A 15,762-nucleotide genomic window follows, 5' to 3' on the forward strand; every position below is an offset into this window, starting at 1 on the left:
GAGGGTCATTTGGGAAAAAGCTCCAGCAAACGAGGCGCTATCTTTTCCAGCGGGCGTATTTCCACGGCGGCATCGATGGCCGCAGCCGCCTTGGGCATGCCGTACACCGCACTGCTCTGCTGGTCCTGCGCGATGGTCAGGTAGCCCTGCTGGCGCATGAGTTTAAGCCCTTGCGCCCCATCTCGCCCCATGCCGGTCAACAAAACGCCAACCGCGTCGCCATTCCAGTAACTGGCCACGCTCTCGAAAAACACATCGATAGAGGGACGGTAGATCTCGTTGACCGGCTCAGCCGTGTAGGCCAGCGTGCCGTTTTTCAACAACCGGATATGGTGATTGGTGCCCGCCAGCAGCACGGTGCCGCTTTGCGGCGGCTCGCCCTCCTGGGCCAGGCGTACGTTCAGGCCGCTGGCGCTGCCGAGCCATTCGGCCATGCCGGCGGCGAATACCTGGTCGACGTGTTGCACCAGCACGATGGCCGGGGAAAAGTCCCGGGGCAGGCCTTTGAGCAGGATTTCCAAGGCCGCCGGCCCGCCAGCGGATGAACCGATGGCGATCAGGCTCTGGCGTGGGCCGCAACTGCGCGCGGGACTCGGGGCCGGTCGCTCCCGATTGCCCTTGTCGCCGATCAGCCAGCCGATGTTCATGATCTTGCGCAACAGTGGGGCCGCCGCTTCCTGGGGATTGCCCGCGCCGAGGGCCGGCGTGTCGACTACATCCAGGGCGCCATGGCCCATGGCCTCGAACACCCGATGCACGTTCTGCTGGCGATCGACGGTGACGATGACGATCGCGCAGGGCGTTTGGGCCATGATGCGCCGGGTGGCTTCCACGCCGTCCATCACCGGCATGATCAGGTCCATCAGGATCAGGTCGGGCGTGTGTTCGGCACACTTTTGCACGGCCTCCCGGCCATCGCCCGCCACCCAGATCACCTGGTGCGCCGGCTCGAAGGCCAATGCCCGGCGCAAGGCCTCCACGGCCATGGGCATGTCGTTGACGATTGCGATTTTCATGCCCGTGCTCCTCCAATGAGCTCAACCACCGCATCGAGCAGGGCGTCGTCGTGAAAGCTGGCCTTGGCTAGATAATAGTCGGCCCCGGCGTCCAGTCCACGACGACGGTCTTCTTCACGGTCCTTGTAGGACACCACCATCACCGGCAGCGATTGCAGGCGGTTGTCCCGGCGCAACAACGACACCAGCTCGATGCCGTCCATGCGCGGCATGTCGATGTCGGTGATCAGCAGATCGAAATCCTCCGAACGCAAGGCATTCCAGCCATCCATGCCATCGACCGCCACGGCCACGTCATACCCTCGATTGAGCAGCAGTTTGCGCTGCAGCTCACGCACGGTCAGGGAGTCGTCGACCACCAGGATCCGCTTGCGGGCCGCTTCGACCGCCTGACTGCCTTGGCGCGCGATGCGCTCCAGGCGCCCGGTGTTAAGCAGTTTGTCCACCGAACGCAGCATGTCCTCGACGTCGACGATCAACACCACCGAACCGTCGTCGAGCAAGGCGCCGGCCGAGATGTCCTGGATCTTGCCCAGACGCTCATCCAGGGGCAGCACCACCAATGTACGCTCACCGATAAAGCGCTCGACCGCGACGCCATAGATCGTATCGCGCTCACGGATCACCACGACTTTCAAGGTTTGCTGAGCCACCTGGTTCGCCGGACGCTGCAACAATTGACTGGCGGCCACCAGCCCGACATGCCGGCCTTCGTGCCAGAAATGCTGGCGGCCCTCGACCTGAACGATATCCGCCGGCTCCAGATCGCACATGCGTTCGATGTGGGCCAGCGGGAAGGCATAGGCCTCGCCGCCGACCTCCACCACCAGGCTGCGCACCACCGACAGGGTCAGCGGCACTTCAAGATGGAAGCGACTGCCTTTACCTGCCGTCTGCTCCAGCACGACCGCTCCGCGCAGTTGGCGGACCATGTGCTGCACTGCGTCCAGGCCGACACCGCGCCCGGAGACTTCAGTGACTGTGTCGCGCAGACTGAAGCCTGGCAGGAACAGGAACGTCAGCAGCTCCTCTTCACTCAGTTGCGCGGCCGTATCGGCCGGGGACAACTGGCGCTCGACGATGCTGCGCCGGACCTTCTCCAGATCGACGCCATTACCGTCATCGCTCAACTCCAGCACCAGCAAGCCGGCTTGATGGGAGGCGCGCAGACGGATCAGGCCTTCCTCCGGCTTGCCGACCAACAGCCTTTGTTCCGGGGTCTCGATACCGTGATCCACGGCGTTGCGCAGCAGATGCGTCAGGGGCGCTTCGAGTTTTTCCAGGACGTCACGGTCGACCTGGGTTTTCTCGCCCTCGATCTCCAGCCTTACCTGCTTGCCGAGACTACGACCGAGGTCACGGACCATCCGTACCTGGCCGCTCAACACATCGGCAAACGGCCGCATGCGACAAGCCAGGGCCGTGTCGTACAACACCTGGGCGCGCTGACTGGCCTGCCAGGCGAACTCGTCCAGCTCGGCGTTTTTTTCCACCAGCAGTTGCTGGGATTCAGCCAAGAGCCGACGGGCATCTTCAAGGGCTTCCCGGGCTTCGAGGCTCAGGGCCTGGTCCTTGAGGTGCAGGTTTAGGTTTTCCAGGGCCCGCAGGCTGTTGTTCTGCATGCGCTTGAGCCGCTGCATGGTGGCCAGGTGCGGTTTGAGCCGCAGGGTTTCCACCAGGGATTTGCTCGACAGATCGAGCAGGCTGTTCAGGCGCTCAGCCGTGACCCGCAGCACGCGCTCGCCGTTTTCGGTGGTGCGCCGGTTCTGTTTCGGCGCAACCGCCAGCGGCTCGACGGACGGCGCCAGCTCTTCCACCACGGGTGCTTGGAGTTGCAGTTCTGCCATCACCGGCGCGGTGGGTGCCAGGTCCGGTACCGCGGCGGCCATCGGATCCAGCAGGCGCCCCATCAAGGCGACATAGGCTTGGATTTCCGCAGGCCCCGACACACTGTTAGGAGTCGCGATGCGCATCAGCAAATCGGTGCCTTGCAATAACGCATCGATGTGTTCCGGGCGCAGGTACAGGCGCCCTTCCTGGGCACTGACCAGGCAATCTTCCATGACATGCGCGACGCTGACGCCGGCATCGACGCCGACGATTCGAGCCGCGCCTTTGAGCGAATGCGCCGCGCGCATGCAGGATTCGAGATGATCGGCCTGGGTCGGATCGCGCTCCAGCGCCAACAGGCCTGCGCTCAGCACCTGGGTCTGGGCCTCGGCTTCCAGGCTGAACAGTTCCAGCAAAGAGGAGTCGCGCATTTGCTCGGGGGTCATGTGAGGCTCCGGGTCACGGCGGACAACAACTGCTCTTCATCCAGCCAGCGCAGGCTGCGACCTTTGAACTGCATCACACCACGGGTGTACTTGGCACTGGCTTGCGCACCAGAGCGGGACGCCGCATCGAGGATGCGTTCGTCGATGGCATGAATCCCGTCCACTTCGTCCACCGGCACCACCACGGGACCGCCGTGGGCGGCAATGATCAGCATCCGCGGCATGACCCGCACACCATTGGGCACGCTGCTGACGCTATCGAGTCCCAGCAACTCGACCAAGGAAAGGCACGCCACCAGCGCACCCCGCACATTCGCCACCCCGAGCAAGGCCCGGGAGCGCTGATGGGGCAAGGAGTGAATGGCTTGCAACGGCGCCACTTCCACCAGACAGCGTGTGGCCAGCCCAAGCCATTCTTCGCCGAGGCGAAACATCAATAACGAACGGGTCTGCACCTCGCTCTCGACTGCAACGGACATTGACGCGCGGTCGTCCTGTTGCAGCGCGTAACGATCCAGCAGACGCGTTGCGGCCGCCGAATACACCGCGCAATTGCGGCAATGGATGTGTTCGATCAGCAGCGGGCAGGACTTGTCGCCATGGATGCCGATACGGTTCCAGCAATCGTCGATGGCCTGGGCATCTGCATGGGTGACGTTCAAGGAGTCGGAGGCGATCATCGTTTACGCTCACTGTCAGCGGCGCGCTCGCTGCGGGCGGCGCGGTCCTGCAATCGTCTGGCTCCCACGGTATCGCCCTGGGATTGCAGCAAGGCAGCCAGGTGCATCAACGCATCGGAATGTTGCGGTTCGAGGTACAACGCCTTGCGATAAAAACCCTGGGCTTCGAGGACACTGCCGGCGACATCGCTGAGCAGCCCCAGCCAGTAAAACACCTGGGCCACCGGCTCATGGTGGCGCAAATAGTGATCGCAGGCGGCGCGAGCTTCGGCGCTTTTGCCTTCGTTGGCCAGCGCGGCGACGTTCGCCAGCAGCGCGACAGCCTCGGAATTGTTCGGTTTGGCCGCATGCGATGTCGGCGTAACGCTGGCGAACGGCCGCCGTGGAGTCGGCACCGGGGCGATCCTGCGCACGGGTAGCGGCATCGGCAAGGATGTTGGTACGAATGTCGGCAGAGGCTCGGGCTCAGGAGCGCTTTGGCGACTGAAGGCAAAGGACTGCGCGATGCCGATCGAGCGCATGCCCAGGCGCCCCAGCAGGCTGCCTTCGGCCGGCCCGATAAACAGCACGCCATCGAGATGGGTCAAACGCTTGAGTACCTCGAAAACCTGCTTTTGCGTGGCCAGATCAAAGTAGATCAGCAGATTGCGGCAGAACACGAAGTCAAAAGGTGGCTCGTTGGCCAGCAAGGCCGGATCGAGCAGATTGCCGACCTGCAGGCTCACCTGATCCAACACCCGGGCGCTGAGTCGATAGCCGTCGTTCTCGGCGATGAAGTAGCGGTCGCGAAAGGCAATGTCCTGACCGCGAAATGAATTCTTGCCATACAACGCACGCCGCGCCTTGTCCACGGACAGCGGGCTGACGTCCATGCCGTCGACCTTGAACTGGTGCGGCTTGAGCCCGGCATCCAGTAGCGCCATGGCAATCGAATAAGGCTCTTCGCCGGTGGAGCACGGCAGGCTGAGAATCCGCAGGGCGCGCATGTTGTTGAGGTCGGCCAGGCGTCTGCTCGCCAGCTTCGCCAGGGTGGCGAAGGATTCCGGATAACGGAAAAACCAGGTCTCGGGAACAATCACTGCCTCGATCAGCGCCTGCTGCTCGTCGCTTGAACACTGCAGGGTTCGCCAGTATTCGTCGGCCGTCTGCGCCTGGGATGCAGCGCTGCGTTGGCGCACCGCACGCTCGATGATCGCCGGACCGACAGACGTCACGTCGAGGCCGATGCGCTCCTTGAGGAAATCGAAAAAACGCTGGTCGCTGCTCATCGCCGCGGCTCCAGCAATGAAAGGTCCAGCGGTGGCGTCGGGTACAGCAGCGTACGAACTTGATCATCCAGCAGATCGGCCACCCGCACCCATTGCAACAAACCCTGGGCATCCTCACGCACGGGCCCCAGGTAGGGCGCCTGGGGGTTGTCCAGGCCATAGGGCTGAAATTCTGCCGGGTCGCAACGCAAAGTGTCGGTGGCCCGCTCCAGGATCAGCCCGAGCAGTTGTGCCTCGGCGCTTGTATCCGCGCGGTAGTGCACCAATACCAGTCGCGTGCTGGTGCGCGCCTGCGCAGGCGTACCAAAAGTCAATGCGCTGAGGTCGATGACCGGCACCACCGCACCGCGATAGGCCAATATCCCGGCTACCCAGTGCGGCGCCTGGGCGATCGGCTTCAATGGCAGGCGCGGCAGCACTTCCGCCACCTCGGTCGCCTGCAAGGCATAACGCTCGTGACCGATGCGAAACACCAGAAACAACGCATGCGCCGCCTGTTTCACGACGGTGCGCCTGGCCGTGAGTTCGCTCATCAGACTTTGAATCGCGAGACGCCGCTACGCAGCCCTACCGCCACCTGGCTCAGCTCGTCGATGGCGAAACTGGCCTGGCGCAGGGACTCAACGGTCTGGCTGCTGGCATCACCCAATTGCACCAGCGCGTGGTTGATCTGCTCGGCGCCGGTGGCCTGGGCCTGCATGCCTTCATTGACCATCAACACCCGCGGCGCCAGCGCCTGAACCTGATGGATGATCTGCGACAACTGCTCGCCGACCTGCTGCACCTCGAACATGCCACGGCGCACTTCCTCGGAGAACTTGTCCATGCCCATTACACCGGCCGACACTGCCGATTGAATTTCGCGCACCATCTGTTCGATGTCGTAGGTGGCGACGGCGGTCTGGTCCGCCAGGCGCCGCACTTCGGTGGCGACCACGGCAAAACCGCGACCGTATTCGCCGGCCTTCTCGGCCTCGATCGCCGCGTTGAGCGACAACAGGTTGGTCTGGTCGGCGACCTTGACGATGGTCACCACCACCTGGTTGATGTTGCCGGCCTTCTCGTTGAGGATCGCCAGCTTGGCGTTGACCAGGTCAGCCGCGCCCATCACCGAATGCATGGTCTCTTCCATGCGCGCCAGGCCCTGTTGCCCGGAGCCGGCGGCCACCGAGGCCTGGTCGGCTGCGGTAGACACCTCGGTCATGGTGCGCACCAGGTCACGGGAAGTGGCGGCGATTTCACGGGAAGTCGCGCCGATTTCGGTGGTGGTGGCGGCCGTTTCAGTGGCAGTGGCCTGTTGCTGCTTGGACGTCGCGGCAATCTCGGTGACCGAGGTGGTCACTTGCACCGACGAGCGCTGGGCCTGGGACACCAGGGAAGTCAGCTCGGCCATCATGTCGTTGAAGCCGGTTTCCACGGCACCGAATTCATCCTTGCGCTCAAGGTTCAGGCGCGTACTGAGGTCGCCCGTGCGCATGATTTCGAGGATTTGCACGATGCGATTCATCGGCGCCATGATTGCGCGCATCAACAGCAGGCCACAGAGGCCGGCGGCCAGCACGGCAAACACCAGGGAAATGCCCATGATGACCTTGGCGGTGATCACCGCATCGTCAATGGCCGCCACATCCTGGTCTGCCACGGCTTTATTGTGGCGCAGGATATCACTGAGCTTCATGCGACCGGCCGTCCAGGCGGGGGTCAACTCTTCGTTGAACATCCTGATGGCTTCGGCGTCCTGATTGCGTTTATGCAACTCGGTGACGGCAAGCAGGATCCGGTTGTAGTCCGCGTGGTGTTTTTCAAACGCGGCATACTCGACCTTGTCTTCATCCGTCGTGACCGTCTCGCGATAAAGCTCCATCTGCTCCTGCAGACGTTCGGAGAAGTCCTTGAAGTCCGATGCATCCTTGGCGCTAAAGCCCTGCCCCTGCTCCAGTCCCAGCATCTCCAGCATCCGCAGATAACTGTCGGACCAGGCGCCGCGCACCATCGAACTGTAATACAACCCCGGCAGCGCATCCTCACGAACGCTGGCTTCGCTGCTCTCGATCTTCAACAGGCGCGAATACGAGACGACCACCATCAGCAACATGATGGCGACAATTACCGCAAAGCTCGCCAAAATGCGTTGGCGCAACGTCCAGTTCTTCACAGTCAATCCTCGGGGGCATTTCGAAATGCGGGGAGTATAGCCGAGGGCGCTGTTTCATTTATAAGACGGTTGCGCCACTTCTCATCTCTTGGCAAAAAAATGGAAGTGGCCGATTTTTCAGGCTTGGCGAACCTGTTTTTCCAACTCCGCCTTCAATCCCGGTTCCAGCTTGAGCTGCCGCGCCAGTTCATCGAGGTAGGACTTCTCCATGAAGCTCTCCTCATCCACCAGCATCACGCTGGCGATGTACATCTCGGCCGCCATTTCCGGGGTGCTGGCGGCGCGGGCGACATCGCTGGGGTCCAGCGGTTTATTCAGTTCAGCGTGCAGCCAGTGTTGCAGCGCCTGGTCGTTGTCGAGCTTGCTGAACTCACCTTCGATCAGCTCGCGTTCGCGCGCGTCGATATGACCGTCGGCCTTGGCCGCCGCCACCAGGGCCTTGAGAATCGCCTGGCTGTGCTGCTCTACTTGCGCAGGCGGCAGGCGATCAAGGGTTTGCGGTTCATTCCTCGGGGCCGTGCCCTGCTGGGCCTGCCAGTTGCCATAGGCCTTGTAGGCCAACACGCCCAATGCGGCGAGACCGCCATACACCGCGACCTTGCCCCCGACCTTGCGCGCCTTCTTGTTACCCAGCAGCAGGCCCATGGCCCCGGCGGCCAAGGCACCGCCGCCAGCACCGGAGAGCAGGCTGCCGATGCCGCCGCTCGCGCCTTTGTTCTGCGTCTCACCGGTCTTTTTTTGCAATAAATCCTGACCAGACTTGAGCAGTTGGTCGAGCAATCCACGGGTGATCATTTTCCGCCTCCAAAAAAAAAGGGTTCAACCGGACACTAAGGCCACCAGCCTAGATCGAAAGTGCCCGGCGACTCCCGGCAGGATTGCTTCCGGATGTTGCCGGCAGGCAGATTCCCGGGGGGCGATAATGCTCAGGGATAGGTCAGGGTGACCCGATAGTTTCCCGAACTGATCGGTCTGGAGGCAGCGTCCAGCAACCTGTATTGCCGGGGGAGCGGCCCGTCATTGACCTGCAACCTGGCGGGGACGGCCGAAGAATCGAGCGAACTGACAGTCACTGCCGGCTCCATGCCCGACGCACTGCTGCCGCCGCCATGCGCGGCTCTCGGGCAGCCATGCATCGCCAACACTTGGCCGGTAACAGACACCTTGCACGGCGCTTCCACTATCGCTCCCTGGAAATGGATATCACCTCGTCCGATTGGAGCAGACGCCAGGCAAGTTCCCCCCAGGCCAAGTAAAAGTCCCAATCCCAATGACAATTTCCTGATGCTCATCGCGCCACCTCCCAGTTCAAGGGTCCTGCAGTCTCAAGCGTGTCGGCAAAAAACAGGAAATGATGAGCACCATCGTAGGCGCCTGCGTGGTACTCGCCCGAAACCCGGTTGAGGCTTCCATCGAAAAAAAAGATATACACTCGATAAAGTCTATAAAACAGTGCACCGGGTACGCTCTTCATGATGACCTTGCGTCAAATCCGTCATTTCATTGCCGTGGCCGAGACAGGCTCGATCTCTGCCGCCGCGCAAACCGCGTTCATTTCCCAGTCCACCCTGACCCTGGCGATCCAGCAACTTGAGCAGGAAATCGGCGTCGGCCTGTTCAATCGCCACGCCAAGGGCATGACCCTGACCCATCAGGGGCACCAGTTCCTGCGTCAGGCGCACCTGATCCTGGCCACCGTGGACAACGCCAAGCGCAGCCTGCAACAAAGCACCGACCAGGTGGCCGGGCAACTGATCATCGGGGTGACCAGCCTGGTGGCGGGTTATTACCTGGCGGATCTGCTCACGCGCTTCCAGCGCGCCTACCCCAATGTCGAGATCCGCGTGATGGAGGACGAGCGCCCGTACATCGAACACTTGCTGGTCAGCGGCGAGATCGATGTCGGCGTGCTGATCCTCTCCAACCTCGAAGACCGCCACGCCCTGCAGACCGAAGTGTTGACCCATTCGCCCCATCGCTTGTGGCTACCGGCCCAGCATCCGCTACTGGAACACGACAGCATCAACCTGGCCGACGTGGCCCGCGAGCCGCTGATCCAATTGAACGTTGATGAAATGGACCGCAATGCCCAGCGCATGTGGACAGCCGCCTCCCTGCAACCGCGCATCACTCTGCGCACCGCCTCGACCGAAGCCGTGCGAAGCCTGGTGGCCGCGGGCCTTGGCGTGTCGATCCAGCCCGACATGACGTACCGGCCGTGGTCGCTGGAGGGCGACATCATCGAAGCGCGGCCGATTGCCGACCTCAGCCAGACCCTCGATGTCGGCCTGGCCTGGCGCCGCGGGACCGCCCGCCCGGCCTTGGTGGACCCGTTCCTGACCGTCGCCCGCGAGCAACCCCACGGCGGGCGCAAGCCATCTATTTAATCGAACGCCACCTTCAGTATTTAGAATTTGTCGACCTCGGGTCTGCGCACTAGTCTTGTTGCATCCATATAAGACGGCCAGCCCCAGTCACAGGGAGCAGCATGGCCACACAAGATAAGAGAACCCGCAAAATGGCTGGCGCGCAGACCCCGTTGTTCACCGCATTGTTGATCGAGGGTGAATTAGTCGCAGGGCAAGGCCGTGTCGAACCGATCCTCAACCCGGCCACAGGCGAAGTCCTGACGCACATTGCCGAAGCCAGCACCGAACAAGTCGAAGCCGCCATCCTCGCCGCCCACCGTGCCTTTGCCGGGTGGTCGCGGACCACGCCGCAGCAGCGTTCGAACCTGTTGCTCGACATCGCCAACGCCATCGAAAAAAACGCCGACCTGCTCGCCCGCCTTGAATCCCTGAACTGTGGCAAGCCGTTGCACCTTGCCCGCCAGGACGACCTGAGTGCCACGGTCGATGTGTTCCGCTTTTTCGCTGGCGCCGTGCGTTGCCAGACCGGCCAGCTCAGTGGCGAGTACCTGCCTGGCTACACCAGCATGGTGCGTCGTGATCCTATCGGAGTCGTTGCGTCCATCGCGCCGTGGAATTACCCGATCATGATGGCGGCATGGAAAATCGCCCCGGCCCTGGCCGCCGGCAACACCCTGGTGTTCAAGCCATCGGAGCACACGCCCCTGTCGATCCTGGCATTGGCCCCGGCGCTGGCCGAGATCCTGCCACCCGGCGTGATCAACATTGTCTGCGGTGGCGGCGAAGGCGTCGGCAGTCACCTGGTCAGCCATCCCAAGGTGCGCATGGTGTCGCTGACCGGCGATATCGTCACCGGGCAGAAAATCCTCCAGGCCGCGGCAAAAACCCTCAAGCGCACGCACCTGGAACTGGGCGGCAAAGCGCCGGTAATCGTCTGCAACGATGCCGACATCCAGGCGGTTGTCGAAGGCGTGCGCACCTATGGCTATTACAACGCCGGGCAGGATTGCACTGCCGCTTGCCGGGTGTATGCACAGGCCGGCATCCACGATCGCCTGGTAGCCGAACTCGGTGCGGCAGTCAGCAGCCTGCGTTTCGCCGGCAAACGCGATGCCGACAACGAAATCGGCCCGCTGATCAGCACCCGCCAGCGCGACCGCGTGGCCAGTTTCGTCGAACGTGCCCTGGGCCAACCCCATATCGAACGGGTGACCGGTGCGGCGGTGCATTCCGGTGCCGGCTTCTATTACCAGCCGACGTTGCTCGCCGGTTGCAAGCAAAGCGATGAAATCGTCCAGCGCGAAGTGTTCGGGCCAGTGGTCACCGTGACCCGTTTCGATCAGCTCGAACAAGCCGTGGACTGGGCCAACGACTCGGAATATGGCCTGGCCTCCTCGGTCTGGACCCAGAACCTGGACAAGGCGATGCAGGTCGCGGCGCGCTTGCAGTATGGCTGCACCTGGATCAACAGCCATTTCATGCTGGTCAGCGAAATGCCCCACGGCGGGCTCAAGCGGTCGGGCTATGGCAAGGACCTGTCCAGCGATTCACTCCAGGACTACAGCGTGGTGCGGCACATCATGGCCCGCCACGGGCAGCATCTCTGACTACGCTAATAACAAGCCGATAGCGGCATGCTTCACCACGTTCACAACTGCCCCGACCATAATTTGAAGAAGAGGGAAATCCCATGTTCGTGCACAAGACCGCACTGCTCAGTGCAATCACCACAGCGCTGCTGGCCAGTGCCAGTGTCCAGGCCGCCGAGCCGTTGAAGGCTGTCGGTGCCGGCGAAGGCCAACTGGATATCGTGGCGTGGCCTGGCTACATCGAACGTGGCGAAAGCGACAAGGCCTACGACTGGGTGACCGGTTTCGAGAAGGAAACCGGCTGCAAGGTCAACGTGAAGACTGCGGCGACCTCTGACGAGATGGTCAGCCTGATGGCCAAGGGGGGTTATGACCTGGTGACCGCATCCGGCGACGCCTCCCTGCGCCTGATCGTCGGCAAGCGAGTGCAGCCGATCAACACGACGTTGATCCCGAACTGGAAGAACCTCGACCCGCGCCTGAAAGATGCGCCGTGGTACGTGGTCAACAACCAGACCTATGGCACCCCGTACCAGTGGGGTCCGAACGTATTGATGTACAACACCAACGTCTTCAAGACCGCGCCCGACAGCTGGGGCGTGTTGTTCAATGCCGAAAACCTGCCGGACGGCAAGCCAAACAAGGGCCGCGTGCAAGCCTATGACGGCCCGATCTACATCGCCGACGCGGCGCTGTACCTCAAGACCGCCAAGCCGGAACTGGGCATCCAGAACCCCTACGAACTGACCGAAGCGCAATACAAGGCGGTGCTTGATCTGTTGCGCGGCCAGCAGCCGTTGATCCACCGCTACTGGCACGACACCACCGTACAGATGAGCGACTTCAAGAACGAAGGCGTGGTCGCGTCCGGGGCCTGGCCGTATCAGGTCAACGGCCTGGTCAACGAGAAACAGCCGATCGCCTCGACCATCCCGAAAGAAGGCGCCACCGGGTGGGCGGATACCACCATGCTGCATGCCGAAGCCAAGCACCCCAACTGTGCCTACAAATGGATGGACTGGTCGCTGCAACCGAAAGTCCAGGGTGACGTGGCGGCGTGGTTCGGTTCGTTGCCAGCGGTACCGGCCGCGTGCAAGGAAAGCGAATTGCTCGGCGCCGAAGGTTGCAAGACCAATGGGTTCGACCAGTTCGACAAGATCGCCTTCTGGAAAACCCCACAGGCCGAAGGCGGCAAGTTCGTGCCGTACAGCCGCTGGACCCAGGACTACATCGCGATCATGGGCGGCAGATAGTTTGTGAGATGACACCGCCCCTGTGGGAGCGGGCTTGCTCGCGAAGAGGCCATCACATCCAGCATTGATGTTGCCTGACACACTGCATTCGCGAGCGAGCCCGCTCCCACAGGGGATCTCTACAGCCAGCACACCGTATTCGATTCAGATTTTTCAGAAGTCCAGGCAGGGCCGCTGCGACGGCCCTCGCCTTTTCGGAGCACCGCACCATGACGCTTGCAGTCCAGTTCACCAACGTTTCCCGTCAGTTCGGCGAAGTGAAAGCCGTTGACCGGGTTTCCATCGACATCCAGGACGGCGAGTTCTTTTCCATGCTCGGGCCTTCGGGCTCGGGCAAAACCACCTGCCTGCGCCTGATCGCCGGTTTTGAACAACCGAGCGCGGGCTCGATCCGTATTCATGGCGAGGAGGCCGCCGGCCTGCCGCCGTACCAGCGTGACGTGAACACCGTGTTCCAGGATTACGCACTGTTCCCGCACATGAACGTACTCGACAACGTCGCCTATGGCTTGAAGGTCAAAGGCGTGGGCAAAACCGAGCGCCAGAAACGCGCCGAAGAAGCCCTCGACATGGTCGCCCTCGGCGGTTACGGCGAGCGCAAGCCAGTGCAACTGTCCGGCGGCCAGCGCCAGCGCGTGGCCCTGGCCCGCGCCCTGGTCAATCGTCCGCGAGTGCTGCTGCTCGACGAACCCTTGGGCGCGCTCGACCTGAAGTTGCGCGAGCAAATGCAGAGCGAGCTGAAGAAGCTGCAACGCCAGCTCGGCATCACCTTCATCTTCGTCACCCACGACCAGACCGAAGCGCTGTCGATGTCCGATCGCGTGGCGGTGTTCAACAAGGGTCGCATCGAGCAAGTCGACACCCCGCGCAATCTCTACATGAAACCCGCGACCACGTTTGTGGCGGAGTTCGTCGGCACCTCCAACGTGATTCGCGGCGACCTGGCGAAGCAATTGAGCGGCAACCCACAGCCGTTTTCGATTCGCCCGGAACACGTGCGTTTTGCCGAAGGGCCGCTGGCCGCGCACGAAATCGAAGTCAGCGGTCTACTGCACGATATCCAGTACCAGGGCAGCGCCACCCGCTATGAACTGAAACTGGAAAACGGCCAGACCCTGAACATCAGCCAGGCCAACAACCAGTGGATCGACAGCAGCGCACAACATCAGACCGGACAACGCCTCAGCGCACGCTGGGCGCGTGAAGCGATGATCCCGTTGCACGACACCATCGTGGGTGAGGTGTGAAATGACCAGCGTCGCTCTCCCGCAAAACCCGGCCAGTGGCTCGCCGTTGCGCCGATTTTCCAACCTGTTGTATCGCCGGCCGAACCTGTACCTGTCGATGCTGCTGGTGCCGCCGCTGCTGTGGTTCGGCGCGATCTACCTCGGCTCGTTGCTGACCCTGTTGTGGCAAGGTTTCTACACCTTCGACGACTTCACCATGGCGGTCACCCCCGACCTGACCCTGGCCAACTTCGCCGCGCTGTTCCAGCCGTCGAACTTCGACATCATCCTGCGCACCTTGAGCATGGCGGTCGTCGTCTCGATCGCCAGCGCCATCGTCGCGTTCCCGATTGCCTACTACATGGCGCGCTACACCACCGGCAAGACCAAGGCGTTTTTCTACATCGCGGTGATGATGCCGATGTGGGCCAGTTACATCGTCAAGGCGTATGCCTGGACCCTGTTGCTGGCCAAGGGTGGCGTGGCGCAGTGGTTCGTCCAGCACCTGGGACTGGAGCCGGTCTTGCAGTTCATCCTGGGCATTCCCGGCGTCGGCGGCAGTACCTTGTCGACCTCGCACCTGGGACGCTTCATGGTGTTCGTCTACATCTGGCTGCCATTCATGATCCTGCCGATCCAGGCCTCGCTGGAACGCCTGCCGCCGTCGCTGCTGCAAGCGTCGGCAGACCTCGGCGCCAAGCCACGCCAGACCTTCATGCAAGTGACACTTCCGCTGGCGATTCCGGGCATCGCCGCCGGTTCCATCTTCACCTTCTCGCTGACCCTGGGCGACTTCATCGTGCCGCAACTGGTGGGCCCGCCGGGCTACTTCGTCGGCAGCATGGTCTACGCCCAGCAAGGTGCGATCGGCAACATGCCGATGGCGGCCGCCTTCACCCTGGTGCCGATCGTGCTGATCGCCATTTACCTGTCCATCGTCAAACGACTGGGGGCCTTCGATGCACTCTGAAAAAGCCTCATTAGGCCTGCGCATTGCCGCCTGGGGCGGGTTGGTGTTCCTGCACTTCCCGATCCTGATCATCTTCCTGTATGCCTTCAATACCGAAGACGCGGCGTTCAGTTTTCCGCCCAAGGGCTTCACCCTGAAGTGGATCGGCGTGGCGTTTTCCCGGCCGGACGTGCTCGAAGCCATCAAGCTGTCGTTGCAGATCGCCTCGATTGCCACGCTGATAGCCATGGTCCTCGGCACGCTGGCTTCGGCGGCGCTGTATCGCCGGGACTTCTTCGGCAAGCAAGGCATCTCGCTGATGCTGATCCTGCCGATCGCCCTGCCAGGCATCATCACCGGGATCGCGCTGCTGGCGACGTTCAAGACGCTGGGCATCGAGCCGGGGATGTTCACCATCATCGTCGGCCACGCGACCTTCTGCGTGGTGATCGTCTACAACAACGTCATCGCCCGCTTGCGCCGCACCTCCCACAGCTTGATCGAAGCCTCGATGGACCTCGGCGCCGACGGCTGGCAGACCTTCCGCTACATCATCCTGCCGAACCTCGGCTCGGCGCTGTTGGCCGGCGGCATGTTGGCGTTTGCGCTGTCGTTCGACGAAATCATCGTCACCACCTTCACTGCCGGCCATGAACGCACCCTGCCGCTGTGGCTGCTCAACCAGCTCAGCCGGCCGCGGGACGTGCCGGTGACCAACGTCGTGGCGATGCTGGTGATGATGGTGACCATGCTGCCGATCCTTGGCGCCTATTACCTGACCCGTGGCGGTGAAAGCGTGGCGGGGAGCGGCGGCAAGTAACCGAATACCCCTGGAGGAACCGAATCCTGTAGGAGCCGGCTTGTCGGCGAAAGCGCTGGGTCAGCCAACATCGACGTTGCCTGTGATGACGTCTTCGCTGGCAAGCCAGCGCCTACAAAAACCGAATCCTGTAGGAGCCGGCTTGCCGGCGAAGGCGGCGT

Annotated in this window: 13 protein-coding genes; 6 read left to right on the plus strand and 7 right to left on the minus strand. The window is 62.4% G+C overall.

Going from position 1 to position 15,762, the window contains the following annotated elements; all coding sequences use genetic code 11:
• Window positions 1-5: 5 nt before the first annotated feature.
• The 7 genes from NQL71_RS09000 to NQL71_RS09030 form a co-directional block, all read right to left on the minus strand.
• Window positions 6-1,016, minus strand: coding sequence for a chemotaxis response regulator protein-glutamate methylesterase (locus NQL71_RS09000; protein ID WP_046816471.1), 1,011 nt, complete (start codon window positions 1,014-1,016; stop codon window positions 6-8).
• Complete coding sequence (locus NQL71_RS09005) at window positions 1,013-3,292, minus strand: hybrid sensor histidine kinase/response regulator (protein ID WP_046816470.1); 2,280 nt, start codon at window positions 3,290-3,292, stop codon at window positions 1,013-1,015. The genes NQL71_RS09000 and NQL71_RS09005 overlap by 4 nt, the downstream gene beginning before the upstream one ends.
• Entirely contained in the window at window positions 3,289-3,972 is a 684-nt protein-coding gene (locus NQL71_RS09010) for a chemotaxis protein CheW (protein ID WP_046816469.1), read from the minus strand. The genes NQL71_RS09005 and NQL71_RS09010 overlap by 4 nt, the downstream gene beginning before the upstream one ends.
• The gene (locus tag NQL71_RS09015) at window positions 3,969-5,240 is read right to left on the minus strand and encodes a CheR family methyltransferase (RefSeq protein WP_274642531.1); all 1,272 of its coding nucleotides are present in this window, start codon (window positions 5,238-5,240) and stop codon (window positions 3,969-3,971) included. Before NQL71_RS09015 ends, NQL71_RS09010 begins: the two co-directional genes overlap by 4 nt.
• Entirely contained in the window at window positions 5,237-5,773 is a 537-nt protein-coding gene (locus NQL71_RS09020; protein ID WP_274642532.1) for a chemotaxis protein CheW, read from the minus strand. The genes NQL71_RS09015 and NQL71_RS09020 overlap by 4 nt, the downstream gene beginning before the upstream one ends.
• The gene (locus NQL71_RS09025) at window positions 5,773-7,395 is read right to left on the minus strand and encodes a methyl-accepting chemotaxis protein (RefSeq protein ID WP_046816466.1); all 1,623 of its coding nucleotides are present in this window, start codon (window positions 7,393-7,395) and stop codon (window positions 5,773-5,775) included. Before NQL71_RS09025 ends, NQL71_RS09020 begins: the two co-directional genes overlap by 1 nt.
• A 117-nt stretch (window positions 7,396-7,512) precedes the next feature.
• Window positions 7,513-8,190 (minus strand): tellurite resistance TerB family protein, encoded by a 678-nt coding sequence (locus NQL71_RS09030; protein WP_046816465.1) that lies wholly within the window; start codon window positions 8,188-8,190, stop codon window positions 7,513-7,515.
• Window positions 8,191-8,867: 677 nt separating this feature from the next.
• Between NQL71_RS09030 and NQL71_RS09035 the strand changes: the two genes are divergently transcribed.
• The 6 genes from NQL71_RS09035 to NQL71_RS09060 all read left to right on the plus strand — a co-directional run bounded on the left by NQL71_RS09035 (window position 8,868) and on the right by NQL71_RS09060 (window position 15,601).
• Window positions 8,868-9,782 (plus strand): LysR family transcriptional regulator, encoded by a 915-nt coding sequence (locus NQL71_RS09035; RefSeq protein ID WP_008151654.1) that lies wholly within the window; start codon window positions 8,868-8,870, stop codon window positions 9,780-9,782.
• 131 nt (window positions 9,783-9,913) lie between these two features.
• Window positions 9,914-11,371: a gamma-aminobutyraldehyde dehydrogenase gene (locus tag NQL71_RS09040; protein WP_046816462.1), complete on the plus strand. Its 1,458-nt coding sequence runs from the start codon at window positions 9,914-9,916 to the stop codon at window positions 11,369-11,371.
• Between the two features lie 83 nt (window positions 11,372-11,454).
• On the plus strand, window positions 11,455-12,606 hold the full coding sequence (gene ydcS, locus NQL71_RS09045) for a putative ABC transporter substrate-binding protein YdcS (protein ID WP_046816461.1): 1,152 nt from the start codon (window positions 11,455-11,457) through the stop codon (window positions 12,604-12,606).
• A 209-nt stretch (window positions 12,607-12,815) separates the two neighbouring features.
• On the plus strand, window positions 12,816-13,853 hold the full coding sequence (locus NQL71_RS09050) for an ABC transporter ATP-binding protein (protein WP_046816460.1): 1,038 nt from the start codon (window positions 12,816-12,818) through the stop codon (window positions 13,851-13,853).
• Between the two features lies 1 nt (window position 13,854).
• Window positions 13,855-14,802, plus strand: coding sequence for an ABC transporter permease (locus NQL71_RS09055; RefSeq protein ID WP_046816459.1), 948 nt, complete (start codon window positions 13,855-13,857; stop codon window positions 14,800-14,802).
• A complete protein-coding gene (locus tag NQL71_RS09060; RefSeq protein WP_046816458.1) occupies window positions 14,792-15,601 on the plus strand; it encodes an ABC transporter permease in 810 nt (269 codons plus the stop codon). The genes NQL71_RS09055 and NQL71_RS09060 overlap by 11 nt, the downstream gene beginning before the upstream one ends.
• Window positions 15,602-15,762: the final 161 nt, after the last annotated feature.

This window comes from Pseudomonas serbica (genome assembly GCF_028823535.1).
GTDB lineage: Bacteria > Pseudomonadota > Gammaproteobacteria > Pseudomonadales > Pseudomonadaceae > Aquipseudomonas > Aquipseudomonas serbica.